This window comes from Gemmobacter lanyuensis (assembly GCF_014652355.1).
Lineage (GTDB): Bacteria > Pseudomonadota > Alphaproteobacteria > Rhodobacterales > Rhodobacteraceae > Gemmobacter > Gemmobacter lanyuensis.
In genome coordinates this window covers 177,441-191,336 of record NZ_BMYQ01000007.1, presented here as the reverse complement: position 1 = coordinate 191,336, position 13,896 = coordinate 177,441, and the positions used below count along the sequence as shown (strand labels likewise).

13 protein-coding genes are annotated in these 13,896 nt (G+C 65.0%); 4 read left to right on the top strand and 9 right to left on the bottom strand.

Annotated features, from left to right (window positions below; all coding sequences use genetic code 11):
* Positions 1-51 precede the first annotated feature (51 nt).
* Positions 52-1,206 carry a CaiB/BaiF CoA transferase family protein gene (locus IE101_RS12785; RefSeq protein WP_189634232.1) on the bottom strand — a complete coding sequence of 385 codons (1,155 nt, stop codon included), beginning with the start codon at positions 1,204-1,206 and terminating at the stop codon, positions 52-54.
* A 109-nt stretch (positions 1,207-1,315) separates the two neighbouring features.
* On the opposite strand from IE101_RS12785, the gene IE101_RS12780 reads away from it, so the two are divergent.
* Positions 1,316-2,203 (top strand): LysR family transcriptional regulator, encoded by an 888-nt coding sequence (locus IE101_RS12780; RefSeq protein ID WP_189634231.1) that lies wholly within the window; start codon positions 1,316-1,318, stop codon positions 2,201-2,203.
* Here IE101_RS12780 and IE101_RS12775 read toward each other — a convergent pair.
* The 3 genes from IE101_RS12775 to IE101_RS12765 form a co-directional block, all read right to left on the bottom strand.
* The gene (locus IE101_RS12775; RefSeq protein WP_189634230.1) at positions 2,188-3,117 is read right to left on the bottom strand and encodes an MYG1 family protein; all 930 of its coding nucleotides are present in this window, start codon (positions 3,115-3,117) and stop codon (positions 2,188-2,190) included. The genes IE101_RS12780 and IE101_RS12775 overlap by 16 nt on opposite strands.
* A gap of 28 nt (positions 3,118-3,145) precedes the next feature.
* Positions 3,146-3,328 (bottom strand): hypothetical protein, encoded by a 183-nt coding sequence (locus IE101_RS12770; RefSeq protein ID WP_229804152.1) that lies wholly within the window; start codon positions 3,326-3,328, stop codon positions 3,146-3,148.
* Between the two features lie 135 nt (positions 3,329-3,463).
* The gene (locus tag IE101_RS12765; RefSeq protein ID WP_189634229.1) at positions 3,464-4,711 is read right to left on the bottom strand and encodes a cation:proton antiporter domain-containing protein; all 1,248 of its coding nucleotides are present in this window, start codon (positions 4,709-4,711) and stop codon (positions 3,464-3,466) included.
* A gap of 160 nt (positions 4,712-4,871) precedes the next feature.
* On the opposite strand from IE101_RS12765, the gene IE101_RS12760 reads away from it, so the two are divergent.
* Both IE101_RS12760 and IE101_RS12755 read left to right on the top strand, forming a co-directional pair.
* Complete coding sequence (locus IE101_RS12760) at positions 4,872-5,645, top strand: inositol monophosphatase family protein (RefSeq protein WP_189634228.1); 774 nt, start codon at positions 4,872-4,874, stop codon at positions 5,643-5,645.
* Between the two features lie 82 nt (positions 5,646-5,727).
* Entirely contained in the window at positions 5,728-6,306 is a 579-nt protein-coding gene (locus IE101_RS12755) for a L,D-transpeptidase (protein WP_189634227.1), read from the top strand.
* Between the two features lie 3 nt (positions 6,307-6,309).
* On the opposite strand, the gene IE101_RS12750 is transcribed toward IE101_RS12755, so the two are convergent.
* Positions 6,310-6,552, bottom strand: a complete 243-nt coding sequence (locus IE101_RS12750) for a hypothetical protein (RefSeq protein WP_189634226.1) — start codon at positions 6,550-6,552, stop codon at positions 6,310-6,312.
* Here IE101_RS12750 and IE101_RS12745 point away from each other — a divergent pair.
* Complete coding sequence (locus IE101_RS12745; RefSeq protein ID WP_189634225.1) at positions 6,551-8,026, top strand: M10 family metallopeptidase; 1,476 nt, start codon at positions 6,551-6,553, stop codon at positions 8,024-8,026. The two genes, IE101_RS12750 and IE101_RS12745, sit on opposite strands and share 2 nt — an antisense overlap.
* Positions 8,027-8,059: 33 nt before the next feature.
* Here the strand turns inward: IE101_RS12745 and IE101_RS12740 are convergent, their stop codons facing one another.
* From IE101_RS12740 to IE101_RS12725, 4 genes are read right to left on the bottom strand one after another with little or no spacing between them, the layout of a single operon-like run.
* The gene (locus IE101_RS12740; RefSeq protein WP_189634224.1) at positions 8,060-8,728 is read right to left on the bottom strand and encodes a TetR/AcrR family transcriptional regulator; all 669 of its coding nucleotides are present in this window, start codon (positions 8,726-8,728) and stop codon (positions 8,060-8,062) included.
* 3 nt (positions 8,729-8,731) lie between these two features.
* On the bottom strand, positions 8,732-11,782 hold the full coding sequence (locus IE101_RS12735; protein WP_308429874.1) for an efflux RND transporter permease subunit: 3,051 nt from the start codon (positions 11,780-11,782) through the stop codon (positions 8,732-8,734).
* A complete protein-coding gene (locus tag IE101_RS12730) occupies positions 11,782-12,837 on the bottom strand; it encodes an efflux RND transporter periplasmic adaptor subunit (RefSeq protein WP_189634222.1) in 1,056 nt (351 codons plus the stop codon). Before IE101_RS12730 ends, IE101_RS12735 begins: the two co-directional genes overlap by 1 nt.
* A complete protein-coding gene (locus IE101_RS12725) occupies positions 12,837-13,895 on the bottom strand; it encodes an efflux RND transporter periplasmic adaptor subunit (protein WP_189634221.1) in 1,059 nt (352 codons plus the stop codon). The genes IE101_RS12730 and IE101_RS12725 overlap by 1 nt, the downstream gene beginning before the upstream one ends.
* Position 13,896 lies beyond the last annotated feature (1 nt).

The window sequence follows — 13,896 nt, the reverse complement described above, 5'->3', positions numbered from 1 at the left end:
CGATCCCGTTCCCCATCTGCCCCGCGCCGACAATCCCTACCGTCCTGATCGTCATGCCTTGGGCCCGCCGAAGGACCAGCTGCCGCTGCCAAGGGCCGGGGCGGCGCGGTCGGTTTCCAGACCGCTGCGTGAAAACTGGATCGGGGTCCGAAGTCCGGGAATGCCTTCGGGCGCGATCTGCAGACAGCGGGCAGCCAGTTGCGGCTCGGACAAAGCCTCGGAAACACTGTTGATCGGGCCTCCCGGCACGCCTGCGTCCTCAAGCGCGGCGATCAGATCGGCGCGCAGCCGCGTGGTCGTCACATCCGAGAGCAGGGCCGTCAGTTCTTCGCGATGGGCGACGCGGGCGGGGTTAGTGGCGAAATCCGGGTCGGTCGCCAGATCTTCCAACCCCAGCACACGGCAGAGGGAGGCGAATTGCCGGTCATTGCCGCAGGCAATGATCAGATGGCCATCGGCGGCCGGAAACACTTGATAAGGAACAATATTCGGATGCGCGTTGCCCAGACGACGGGGTTCGACCCCGCCCAAAAGGAAGTTGGTCGCCTGATTGGCCAGCACGGCAACCCCGCTGTCGAGAAGGGACAGGTCCACATGCTGCCCGCGACCGGAGCGGGCACGTTCGGCCAGCGCGGCCTGCACGGCGATCACGCCGTAAAGCCCGGTGAAGATGTCAATCCAGGCGACGCCCACTTTCTGCGGCTCACCCTGCGGGTCGCCGGTCAGGTCCATGATGCCGCACATACCCTGGATCAGGAAATCATAGCCCGGCTGCGAGGCGCGGGGGCCGTTTTGCCCGAAACCGGTGATCGAGGCATAGACAAGCCCGGGGTTCAACGCGGCAAGGCTGTCGTAATCCAGCCCGAACTTCCGCAGGCCGCCAACCTTGAAGTTTTCGATGACGACATCCGCGCCCGCGATCAGCTCTTTCAGGCGGGCCAGATCCTCGGGGTTGGAGAAATCGCAGGTGACAGAGGTCTTGCCGCGATTGGCGGCATGAAAATAGGCAGCGACGGTTTCGGTGCCGCCATCGGGGCGCGGGCGTTCGATGAAGGGGGGGCCCCAGCGGCGGGTATCGTCGCCCTCGGGCGCCTCGACCTTGATTACCTCTGCGCCCAGATCGGCCAGCGTCTGCCCTACCCAGGGCCCGGCGAGGATCCGGGCGAGTTCGACGACCTTCAACCCTTTCAGCGGCGCCTCTGACATGATCCGTTCCTTCTGTCTGCCCCAGTTGTGGGGAATAATGATGCATATGATGTTTGCATGTCGAACAGGAAACGCTAATTTGCCATGACTTCATGCAGGAAATGAATGAATGCGCCCTCGCCGCTTTTTACCCTCAATCAGCCAGCTTCTGGCGTTCGAGGCGGTTTTGCGGAGCCGTTCGACCACGGCGGCGGCGCGCGATCTGAACCTGACGCAAAGCACGGTCAGCCGTCTGGTTCAGACGCTGGAAGAGCAGTTGGGTTGCACGCTTTTCATTCGGCAACGCAAACGCCTGATCCCGACCGAGGCCGCGCTGTCCTATGGCGCCGATATCACGCGCGGGCTAAACTTGATCCAGCAGGCCAGCACCGCGCTTTTGGTGAACCCGGCCGGGGGGGCGCTGTCGCTCGCGACGCTGCCTACCTTCGGCACGCGCTGGCTCGCCCCGCGGGTCGGCGGGTTTCTGGAAACGCACCCCGGCATCGCGCTGAACTTTGCCACCCGCGTGCCGCGTTTTGATTTCGAATCCGAGGCTTTTGATGCGGTGATTTTCTTTGGCGCGCCCGATTGGCCCGGGGCGCGGCATCAGAAGCTGTTTGATGAACAGGTCACCGCCTGCGCCTCACCCGCGTTTCTGGAGCGTCACCCCATTCGCCGTGCCGCCGATCTGGACCGGCTGCCGTTGTTGCAGTTGGAAACGCGCCTGACGGCCTGGGACCAGTGGTTTGCCGCCCACGGCCACCGCGCAACGCGGGCGGGGGGGATGATGATGGATCAGTTTTCCATGATGATTCAGGCGGCAATCCAAGGGCTTGGCGTTGCGCTGCTGCCCGATTACCTCGCCCGGACCGAGGTGGAGGAGGGCCGCCTTTGCCCGATCCTCACCCCCGGCGTGCCGGGGACCGGGGCCTATTGGCTGGCCTGGCCCGAGGCGAAAGACCGCCACGGGCCGCTGGTGGCCTTCCGCGACTGGATCGCCGGTCAGATCGCGGGTTGATCGGCCGCGCGCACGGCAAGATCGGCCATGGCAAGGATCGCCTCGCGCGTTTTTGCCGCCGCGATGAAGCGCCCGTTGTGGCAGAAGGTGGCGCCGGGCACGCCGGTTGCGGCCTCAAGTTCAGCGTCGCGCAGGCCTGCCCAGGCGGCAGGCAGATCGGCGCGAAGCGCGAAATCGTCGGATTTGCGGCGAATGCCGGTGATGCACCAGTCAGTCCCGCGCGGATGTACGACAAACAGCAGGTGGTCGGCCCCCATCTTCACCACGGTCGGGCGAAAGGGCATGCCCATCGGCAGGTCCAGCACCCGCGCGGGGCCAGCGGCAACAATGGCCTGCTGCACCACGGCCTCGGCCCGCAGTTTTGCGGCAAGCTGCCCGACCCAAGCCTCGACAAAGGCGCGGGCAATGGCAAGGGCAGCGTGGAAGGCGCGGGTTTCCGCCTCGGGGTCGGTTTCGTCAAAGACGGGCTTCAGGGTTTCCAGCAACCCCGGCAGGGTCAGGGACGACAGCGGCCCGGCCGCCGAAAGATTGACGGCGCCATTGTCCACCAGATCGACCGGCAGCACAAAATCGGCATCGAACTTGGTCAGCGCGGCTTCGATCGCCGCCTCGGGGATGCCGTGGCTTTGCAGGTATTCGGCGCCAAAATGTTTCCAGATCAGCCCGAACGAGCTGTAGGGCTGGCCGTCTTCCCGCAGCGGCGCCTCGCGCTGGTGATGGTCGAAGATGCGGGCGGCGGGGTCATAGGCGCCGCCCACGTCATAGACGATGCGGTCAGGCGCCGGGGTGATCCAGTCTGCCGACCGGCTGCGCCGCAGCGCGGCCTCGGGGAAAAGCCGGGTCAGGATGACGCTCGACATCAGCTCATCGGCATGAAAGCCGCCGGAATGTGTCACAAGATAAGTGGGGATCATGTCAGGCGGCCTTTTGGCAAAAGTGAGGTCAGGCAGCGCGGCGATTGCGCTTGGCAAACAGTTTCTGCCAGCCGGCAACCACGCTTTCTTCCAGATACAGCAGTCCGGCCACATCTTCGACAGGAAGACCATCTGCCAGCAAAAGCAAGGCATTGGCCATGCGCGCCTGCACAACGTCGGGAGCCTTGTTCTGCAGGGCCTTCATCAGCATCTCTTGGTCTTGTTCCGACAGATTCAGGGGAGTGGTCATCGTTTCTTGTTGTCCTGTTTCTACGAAGGCGCGGAATTGGCACAAGCCGCGCTCGCCCGCAATGGCATCTCTCGATATCGGCGGTGGTCTGCCGGATCAGTCATCGACGGCAGACGTTGCGGGGCGCGGCAACGGGAAGCGGCGGTCGATCGCGCGAAACAACAAGGGGTTGACGAGGATCGAAGCCATAGCCCCCGCAACCACCAGATCGCGCGCTTCGGGCGGGACAATGGCCAGATCGACCCCCATCACGATCAGGATGAAGGAAAACTCACCAATCTGGGCAAGACTTGCCGCGATGGTCAGCGCACGGTCATCCGGATGGCCAAAGAGCCGCATGATCCCCCAGGCCGCCGCAGATTTCACCACCAGAATGACGAGGATGGTCATCAGCACAGCGCCCGGATTCTCGATCAGAATCTGCGGGTTGAACAGCATCCCGACCGAGACGAAGAACAGCACGGCAAAGGCATCCCGCAGGGGCATCACATCCTTCATGGCCTGCGCCGAAAGCGTTGATCCGGCCATGACCATGCCCGCGAAAAAGGCGCCGAGCGCGAAGGATACACCGAAGATCGCGGAAGAGCCGAAGGCTACGCCAAGCGCAATCGCCAAGACGGCAAGGCGGAACAGCTCGCGCGATCCTGATTGCGCGACATGATCCAGCAGCCACGGGATGAGGCGCCGCCCCACCAGCAGCATCACCAGAAAGAAAGCCGAAACCTTGACACCCGTCACCAAGAGCGTCGCGGCAACCGGGCCAAGCCCCATCCGCGCGACTTCGGCCGCTTCGTCGCTGACCGGAAGGGCGGTTCCGCCGAGGACCCCGGCCAGGGGCGGGATCATCACCAGCGCCAGCACCATGGCCAGATCCTCGACCACCAGCCAGCCGACCGCGATCCGGCCCCGCTCGGTCTGAACAAGACCGCGTTCCTGCAGGGCGCGCAGCAGCACCACAGTCGACGCAACCGAGAGCGCAAGCCCGAAGATCAGCCCCGCCCCGATGCCCCAGCCAAGCAGGGCCCCGGTCAGGGTTCCCGCCCCCGTCGCAACCGCGATCTGCACCAAGGCCCCCGGCACCGCGATGGCCTTGACGGAAACCAGTTCCCGGGCCGAGAAATGCAGGCCCACCCCGAACATGAGCAAGATCACCCCAAGTTCTGCCAGCTCGCTCGCCAAGGCGGAATCGGCCACGAACCCCGGAGTGAACGGCCCGATCACCATGCCTGCGCACAAATATCCGGCGATCAGTGGCAGCCGCAGGCGCTGTGCCAGCAGTCCGAAAAGAAATGCCAGACCAAGGCCCGCAACAATGGTGGTGATCAAGGGGGTGGCGTGGTGCAACGGGACCTCCGGGCTAAACACTGGAATGAATGGTTCAAAGTTAAACATTCATGCAGCCCATACAACCGACGGGCAGTTCACGATTCAGGGCAGCATCTTTCAATATGTTACAGTTTCTGTCTGATATTACTTCGATTGCGGTTTTGGCGGAGCGAACAGGATGGATGAGAGGCTCGACTTCATCGTGAGGCTGGCCCGAGAGGCCGGAATGCTGGCCCAAACCCTGCGGGCGACGCCGGGGGGCCTGCAGGTGGGTGCAAAAGCGCCCGGTGATTTTGTGACAGCCGCGGACCTTGCGGTTGAACGGTTGATCCGTGACCGCATTGCCGCGCGCTGGCCAACCGATGCCGTGCTGGGTGAAGAAGGGGGACTCCAGGGCGATAGCGGTGCAATCTGGATCACCGATCCCATTGACGGCACGGCGAATTTCATGCGCGGTGCGGCGGATTGGGGCGTGTCGATTGCGCTTGCACAAGCGGGACGGCTGACGCACGGCGTCATCTACCTGCCCGATCATGGCCTGCTGGTGGCCGCGGGGCCAACGGGTCTGGTGGCAGAGGGCGCGGCCGCAGGGGTGTCGGGCATCTCCGACGCCACGGCCGCGTTGGTCCATCTGGGCTATTCGCCGCGGGAAGCGCCGGCGGCCCATCCCGCGCGCATCGGCCGGATCCTGTCCGCCGGGGCCCAATACCGGCGCAGCGGCGCGGCGACGGTGGGGCTGATGGCCGTCATCCTTGGCCGTGCGGAAGTTTACCATGAATCCTGCCTGCATCTGTGGGATTGCGCGGCGGCACTGGTGATCGTGCCGGCGGCGGGCGGTCAGGTGCAATCAGCGCCGCTGGCGGATCATCTGGTCGCCCCATGCGAGGTGCTGGCCCATTCCGGGCACCTGCCCGATCTGGTGGCCGCGGTCTGCGGACTCGCGCGACCGTGAAGGGATGTGAACCGTGACGGGCTGGTCTTGGCCCGTGGCCTGCGGTTGAATTCGCGCCAATGTCTGACACCATGAGGATGCCATGACCCAAGTCCTGTCCCGCCGCCGCGCCCTGACCTTGGGCGGCCTTGCGCTGCTTGTCGCACCAACTGTCCTGCGGGCCCAGACCCCCGAACCGAACCTGCGGGCCACGGGCCAAGTGCGCTCGAACGTGGCCAGCTTCCGCACCCAACGCTGGCAGGACCATTTCGAGAACCTGGGAAAAGGCGCCATTGTGGCGGACCTGACCTCGCGCGCAGTGCATTACTGGGGGCCGGATGGCAGCGATTATCGCCTTTATCCCAGCTCGGTCCCGCGCACCGAAGAGCTTACCCGCCGTGGCTATACCGAGGTCGTACGCAAGAAGGTGGGGCCGGACTGGACCCCGACTCCTTCCATGCTCGCCGAGGACCCGTCGCTGCGCTACACGCCGCCGGGCCCGGCAAATCCGCTGGGCACCCATGCAATGTATCTGGGCTGGCCCGCCTACCTGATCCATGGCACCCATGATACGCGCAAGATCGGGCGGCAATCGTCGTCAGGCTGCGTCGGCCTTTACAACGAACATATCGAAGAGCTTTTCGCCCTGACGGCCATCGGCACGCAGGTGCGTCTGATCTGAATATTACGGCCGCATTCGTCCCAGACTTGCGTCACATCGTCCCCGGATCTGATAGGATTTCAGCTTGTTTTTCTGGGTCTGCGCGGCCTTGCCGCAATGGAAGGGCACATCCCCTTCCGTTGCGGCGCTTGCCAAACCGCAGGGCGTTTCACTATGAAAGATGATCTGCTTAAACTTGCGGCAGTTGCGCAGCATGACGCATTGGTTTTTCAAGTGAAACGACAGCACGGGATGGATTTGAAGCATGGCTGGAACCGCGATCACCTCCTTCGTCGATGGGACGCCGACGAACAACGCCAACCCCTGGATTGACAGCCTTGTCTGGGGTGGAGCGTGGCGGGACGACCCGAATGTGACCTCGAATGACGGCCGCGTCACGGTCCGCTACAGCGCCGTGCATGGGGTCGATCCCGCCGAGATCATCTGGGAAGGTTCAAGCGCCCCTTGGGGCAGCGCTGCCCTGACTGCGCTGCGCAATGCCCTGACCAGCTGGTCCAATGTGGCCAATATCCGTTTTGTTGAAACCAGCGATCCGAACACGGCGGATTTCTGGGCTTGGCAAGCGCCTTCGGCCCATACTGGCGCCGACACTTTCGGCTATAGCGAGGTTCCGGTCCCCGGCACCGTGGCCGAGCCGCTCTATCTTGTGCTGAACGGCGAAAACGAGACCTGGATTCCCAGCGCGCTTGTCCGTGGCGGCTATGCCTATGTCACGCTCATTCATGAGATCGGCCATCTGATCGGCCTTGCGCACCCCCATGATGGTGGCGGCCTCGGGGATGGCACCCTTTTCCCGGGTGTGAGCGATGGGGATTCAAGCGATTTTGGCCAGTACGGTCTCAATCAGGGCATCTTCACCACCATGAGCTACATGGACGGGTGGCAGACGCAGTTCCCGGACCACAGCTATCAGACGGAATGGGATTATGGCTATCAGGCCACGCCCATGGCGCTCGATATTGCGGCGATCCAGTCCATTTATGGTGCCGCGGCGAATGCCACCGGCAATTCGACCTATCGCCTGCCGGATGCCAACCGTGCCGGAACCTATTGGTCCTGCATCTGGGATACGGGCGGCACGGACACCCTGACCAATGCCGGGTCGAATGTGGCAGCCTATCTTGATCTGCGCGCGGCCCCGTTGGTGGGCGCAAATGCCGGGGGCTATGTGTCCCGTGCCAATGGCATCGTGGGCGGCTATACCATTGCCAATGGTGTGGTCATTGAAAATGCCACTGGCGGGAACCGCGCTGACCGGATCATCGGCAACACCGCCGCCAATACGCTGCTCGGCAATGGTGGCGCCGACACGATCACCGGCGGCGCCGGAGCCGACCGGATCGTCGGGGGTGCGGGGGCCGACCGGATTGCCACAGGCACCGGCGCGGATCGCATTGTGTTCAACGCGCCATCCGAAATGACCAATGCCAGCACCGCCTGCGACGTCATTACTGATTTCGTGCGGGGAACTGACCGGATCGTGCTGACCACGATGGATGCCAGTACCGTTCTTGCCGACAACAATGCTTTCGAATGGCTCGGGACCGGCGGTTTCGGCACCTCGGCCCGGGGTGGCCTGCGCTATCAGCTGGTCAACAACGACGGGAGCGAGAATGACTTCACGCTGGTCTTCCTGGATCGCGACAGCGACACGCAGGCGGAACTGGTGCTGCGTCTGAACGGGCTTCACACCCTGCAATCGGGCGATTTCGCCCTTTGAACCCCGGCGGGGCCGGACCAGAACCGGCCCCCCTTAGCCGTCCTGCAGCAACGCATTGCTGCGGGCCACCAGCGTTTCAGGTCCCATCTGCAAGACGACAGGCTCCAGCGTCGCAAGTTGTGCGACCTGGGCGACACTGACGCCGATCATCCGAAGCAAGGCGGCAATCACGTCGGTGGGGTTCACCGTCTCGCCTCGGCTATCGCGCTGCAGGGCGACCATCATGGACGCGGCGATCATGTCCACCGCAAGGTCCAGCGGCATCGGCAGGAACTGCCCGGCCCGGACGCCCGCCTCGAGATGCGGGGGAAGCAGGGCATGGACAAGATTGCCCTCGCCCAACCCGGTGACGCCCAGCCCCACGATGAAACGCCCGACCAACGGATAGGCACGCGCCGTAGCCAGGAAATTCAAAAGCCCCTGTGCCATGCGGCGGGCCGGATCTGGTTCCGCACGGATATCGGCCTCGACCCGCGTCGCCAGCTCATTGCCCAGTTGCTGATAGGCCGCGCGGAGCAATTCGGCCACGGTGGGGAAGTGGTTGTAGAAGGTCCCGCGCGACACTTCGGCCGCGGCGATGATGTCCTCGATCTGCGTCTCGGCGATGCCCTTGCGGGCCACCACCGGCAGCGCCGCCTCGATCAGGCGGGCGCGCATCCTTTCGCGCCGTTGCGCGGCGACGGCGGGGCGATGGTCGGCCATGGCTCAGGCCTCCTGCCCCGCGCCGTCGGGGCGCACCCGGAAGACCGCACAATAAAGCGCAGGCGCAAAGAGCAGCGTGATCAGCGTCCCGGCGATGATCCCACCCATCATGGCAAAGGCCATCGGCCCCCAGAACACCTGCCGGGCAATCGGGATCAGCGCAAGGCTTGCCGCCGCCGCCGTCAGCAGGATCGGCCGCGCGCGGCTGTCCGAGGCCTCAAACACCGCATCCCAGCGCGATTTGCCCGCCGCGACGAGCGTCTCGACCTCGGTCATCAGGATGATGGAGTTGCGGATCAGAATCCCGATCAGCGCCAGCACCCCCAGAATGGCGACAAAGCCCAAGGGGGCGCCCGAAGGCACCAGCGCCGCCACCACCCCGATCAGGCCCAGGGGTGCCACCGCCAGCACGATGAACATCAGGCGGAAGCTCTGCATCTGGATCATCACCAACGTGAGCATGATCAGCAGCATCAGCGGCGCCACCGCAGCAATCGGCCCCTGACTTTCGGCGCTGGATTCCACCACACCCGCCGTTTCGATGCGATAGCCCGCCGGAAGCTCGGCCGTCAGCCGGGCCAGCGCCGGACCCAGATCCTTGACGATGGTGGCGGGCTGGTCGGCGGTCATCACTGCGGCCTTGACGGTGATCGTCGGCACGCGGTCGCGCTGATGGATCACCGGCGCCTCGCTGCGCCACTCCAGCTGCGCGAAAGACCCCAGCGGCACCGGCACCCCGGAGGGACTGCGAAGCTGCAGCGACTGCAGCGCCGCGACCGAGGCGCGATCCTCTGCCGTGCCGCGCGCGATCACGTCGATCAGCGTATCGCCATCGCGCAGCTCGGTCACGGTGGTGCCGTCATAAAGCAGGGCCAGAGATTGGGCGACATCGGTCTGCGTCAGGCCCAGTTGGCGCAGCTTTTCCTGATCCAGCACCACGCGCACGGCACGGACGGGTTCGCCCTCATCCATCGTCAGTTTGCCCAGACGGCTGTCCTCGGCCATCAGCGCGGCCAGTGCGCGCGCCTCTTCGCGCAGCACGGCCTGATCGGGGCCCGAGATGCGGAATTGCACGGGCTTGCCAACCGGCGGCCCCAATTCGATGAATTTCGGGAAAATCTCGACCCCCGCCTGCGCCTCGGCATAGGTGTTCATCGCATCGCGCAGGGCGTTGCGCGCCTCCATCCCCGTGGTCATCACGACGATCTGGCCCATATAGGGCGCGGGCGTCGGCGCATCGAGCGACAGAAGGAACCGCGGCGCCGACCGTCCGACATAGGTGGACCAATAGGCCACTTCCTCGCGGGTCGAAAGCCAGCTTTCCAGATTGCGGATGGCGGTGTCGGTTTCCTCGATGCTGCTGTTTTGCCGCAGCCCGATATCGACCAGCAATTCGGGCCGGTCCGAGGTGGGGAAGAACTGCTGTTCCACAAAGCGCATCCCGAAGATCGACAGGCCGAAACAGGCCACCGTCACCAGAATCGTCATCCATTTGGCCCGCATCGCAGCACGCAGCACGCGGTGGAAGCCGCGCCGCAGCCGGCCCGGCTCGGGATTGTGATGGGGAAGTTTCGCGGGCAGGAACGTGGCCCCCAGCAACGGCGCGAACAGCACCGCCACGATCCAGGACAGGATCAGCGAAATCGCGATCACATAAAAAAGCGAGATGGTATATTCCCCCGCCGCGCTGCTGTTCAGCCCGATGGGGATGAAGCCCGCGACGGTCACCAAAGTCCCCGAAAGCATCGGGAAGGCGATGGAGGTCCAGGCGTAGGAGGCCGCCTTGGACAGGCTTTCCCCCAGTTCCAGCCGCGCGATCATCGTCTCGATCGCGATCATCGCATCATCAACCAACAGCCCCAGCGCGATGATCAGCGCGCCCAGCGAAATCCGCTGCAGCGTCACCCCCATCAGATCGAGGATCACGAAGGTCAGCGCCAGCACAAGCGGGATGGTCATGGTCACCACCAGCCCCGCCCGCACGCCCAGCGACACGAAACTGACCGCCAGAACGATCAGCACCGCCTCGACCAGCGCCTGAAGGAAGTGATCGACGGACTCTTCAACCACCTTGGGCTGATCGGCCACTTTGCTCATCTCGATGCCCACCGGCAGTTCGGCGGCAACCCGCGCCATCAGCGCGTCCAGCTCTTCACCGAAGGCCAAGATGTTTGCGCCCTGCCGCATGCCCACGATCAGCGCCACCGCATCCTTGCCGTTATAGCGGAAAAGCGAGCCCGGCGGATCGGCATAGCCCGCCGTCACCGTCGCCACGTCCGAAAGGGTGAAGAAGGTTTCCCCCACCCGCAGCGGGGTTTCGGCGAGATCCGTCGCCGCGCCAAAACGGCCGCTGACACGCACGGCAATCTGTTCGGCCCCGGTGCGGATCACGCCAGAGGGCACGATGGCATTTTGCGCAGCCAGCGTGTTCAGCACCGCCCCGCGGTCAAGCCCCAGCGCCGCCAGTTTGCGCGCCGAAAATTCGATATGCACGACGGGGTCTTGCGTCCCGATCAGTTCAACCTTGCCTGCGTCTTTCAGCGTCAGCACGGCGGCGCGCACGGCCTCGACCCGGTCCTTCATCTCGCGCGGGGTAAACCCGTCCGAGGTGAAGGCATAGATATTGCCGTAAACGTCACCAAAGCTGTCATTGAAGGCGAAACCCGCGAATTCGGCGGGAAATTCGCGCCGGATATCCTCCATCATGTGCCGGACACGGACCCAGGTCTGGGTCACCTCGGCCCCCCGCACTTCGGGGTTCAGCTCCAGATAAACCACCGCCTGACCGGGGAAGGTCTCGGACCGGGTGTTTTTCAGCGTGGGGATTTCCTGCAGCTTTTTCTCGATCCGGTCGGTCACCTGCGCGCGGGTTTCCTCGGCCGTGGCGCCCGGCAGGGCGGCCGAAATCACCATGGTCTTGATGGTGAAGGAGGGGTCTTCCTCGCGCCCGAGGTTCCCGTAGGAAATCATCCCCGCCACCAGCGAGACGATGATCATGAACCAGACCATCGAGCGATGCTTGAGCGCCCAGTCCGAAAGGTTGAAGCCGCGCATCATTCGATCCTTTCGCCCAAAGGCTGGCCGTCCTGCACGGAATGGACCCCGCGCACCAGAATTTCATCGCCAGAGGCAAGGCCCTGCGTCACGATCACCCGATCGCCAAGAGCGGCGCCCAGTGTTACCGGCACGCGCGTCGCAAGACGATCCGGCCCCGTGATGCGCCAGACGCTGGCGGTGCCGTCGATCAGGGCGCTTTGCGGAAGCGTCAAGACGGGGTCTACTGGCAAATCGAGCGTAGCCATGACAAGTGAACCGATGCGCAGCGTCGGGCTTTCGCCCTGCAGCGTGACGCGCAGACGGTGGTTGCGGGCGCCGCTGTCGGCTACGGGTTCGATCAGCCGCAATTGCCCCGGCACGGCCTGCCCCTCGCCCATGCGCGGGCGCAGGGTGAACTGGGCATCCGGCGGCAACAGCGCCAGCACATCGCCCGGGACGTCGATCACCGCCTCCAGCCCTCCCTTAGCCGCAAGGGTCAGAACCGGCGTGCCGGGCGATACCACGGCCCCCGGTTCGGCACTGACAGCAATCACCACCCCGTCCGAGGGCGCGCGCAGGGTGCCAAAGCGCGCGGCATCCTCGGCGCGCAACAGATCGGCCTCGGCCGCCCGCAAACTGGCGGCCGCGCTGTCGCGCTGTGCTGTCGCAGCTTCCAGCTGTGACGTGGCCGCCACCCCGCGCTGGTTCAGCCGTTCGGCCCGTGCAAGGCTTTGCCCGGCCAGATCGGCCTGGGCCTGGGCCGCTGCCACAGCGGCACGCGCGGCGGCGACATCTTCGCCCAGCGTAATCTGGTCCAGCGTTGCCAGAACATCACCAGCCTTTACCCGGTCGCCCCGATCCGCCGGGCGGCTTGCCACACGTCCGGTGGTCTGAAATGCAAGCGCCGTTTCCACCCGTGCCGCGATCAGACCGGGAAAGCTGCGCAGGCGCGCGGCCTCACTGGTCAGGATCTCGGTCACCACAGGTCGGGGCCTTGGCGGGAGAGGGTTATCCTCGGCCAGGACGGGCAAGGCCAGCAGCGGAAGGATCAGAAAAGCGCGCAACAGCGACATCACGGTTTCCCCCCTGCCGCAACAACCTGTCGCCCGGGATAGAGCAGATGCGACCCATCCGCGACCACCAGCTGCCCGGCAACCAGGCCCCGTGACAGCTCGATCGTGTCAGCCGTATAGCGCGCCACGGTAACGGGGGTCAGCGCAACCTTTTGCGTGGCCGGATCAACCGTCCAGACCGCCGCCCCGGATGGACCTGCGGCAAGGGCCGTCCATGGCAGGCTGACGACCGGGTCATTTCTCAGATCAATCTCGCTCATCACAGGGACACCAAGGCCCGGCTGCGCGGCATCCGCATCAATCCTGGCCTTCACCTCCACCGTCCCCGAGGCCGAATCCGCCAGAGGCGAGATCTCTGACACCGCGCCGCCGACCGACAGGAAAGGCGCGTCCAGACTGCGGATGACCACCCGACGCCCGATGAATTCCCGCAGGTCCACACCATCGGGCGCATGGAAGACAGCCTCGCGCGCGCCATCCGGTGCCAGGGTGAGCAAGCCCTGCGCCGCCGCCACGATCTGCCCCGGCTCGGCCGTGCGGCCTGTGATGATTCCGGCTGCGCCGGCGCGAATGACGGTATCATCCACCGCCTGACGGGCCTTTGACACCTGAGCCAAGGCCTGATCACGTGCCGATTGCGCCGCAAGCAGCGCCTCGGTCGCGGCATCAAGACCGGCCACCGTGCCTGCACCCCGCTCGGCCAGACCGGCCGCACGATCCCGTGCCTGCCGGGCCTGCCGAAGCCCCGCATCGGCGGCGGCAAGCTGCGCTTCGGCGGCGCGGGCTGCGGCATTGGCCTGTGTGGGGTCCAGCTGCACAAGGATCTGGCCCGGGGCAATGTGATCGCCGACCTGCACCCCCACCGTGATCACCCGCCCCCCATCGCGGGCGCTGATGGCGACGCTGTCGGGGGCCGTCACCGTGCCCGAAATGGCATAGGTGGTGACAGTTGGCTGCACCTGCGCGGTAACGATCCGCACCACCAGCGGTGCATCCGCCAAACCGGGCAAAGGCATCAGACCCGACAGCAGAACGGCAGCGGCAGGAAGACGTGACATG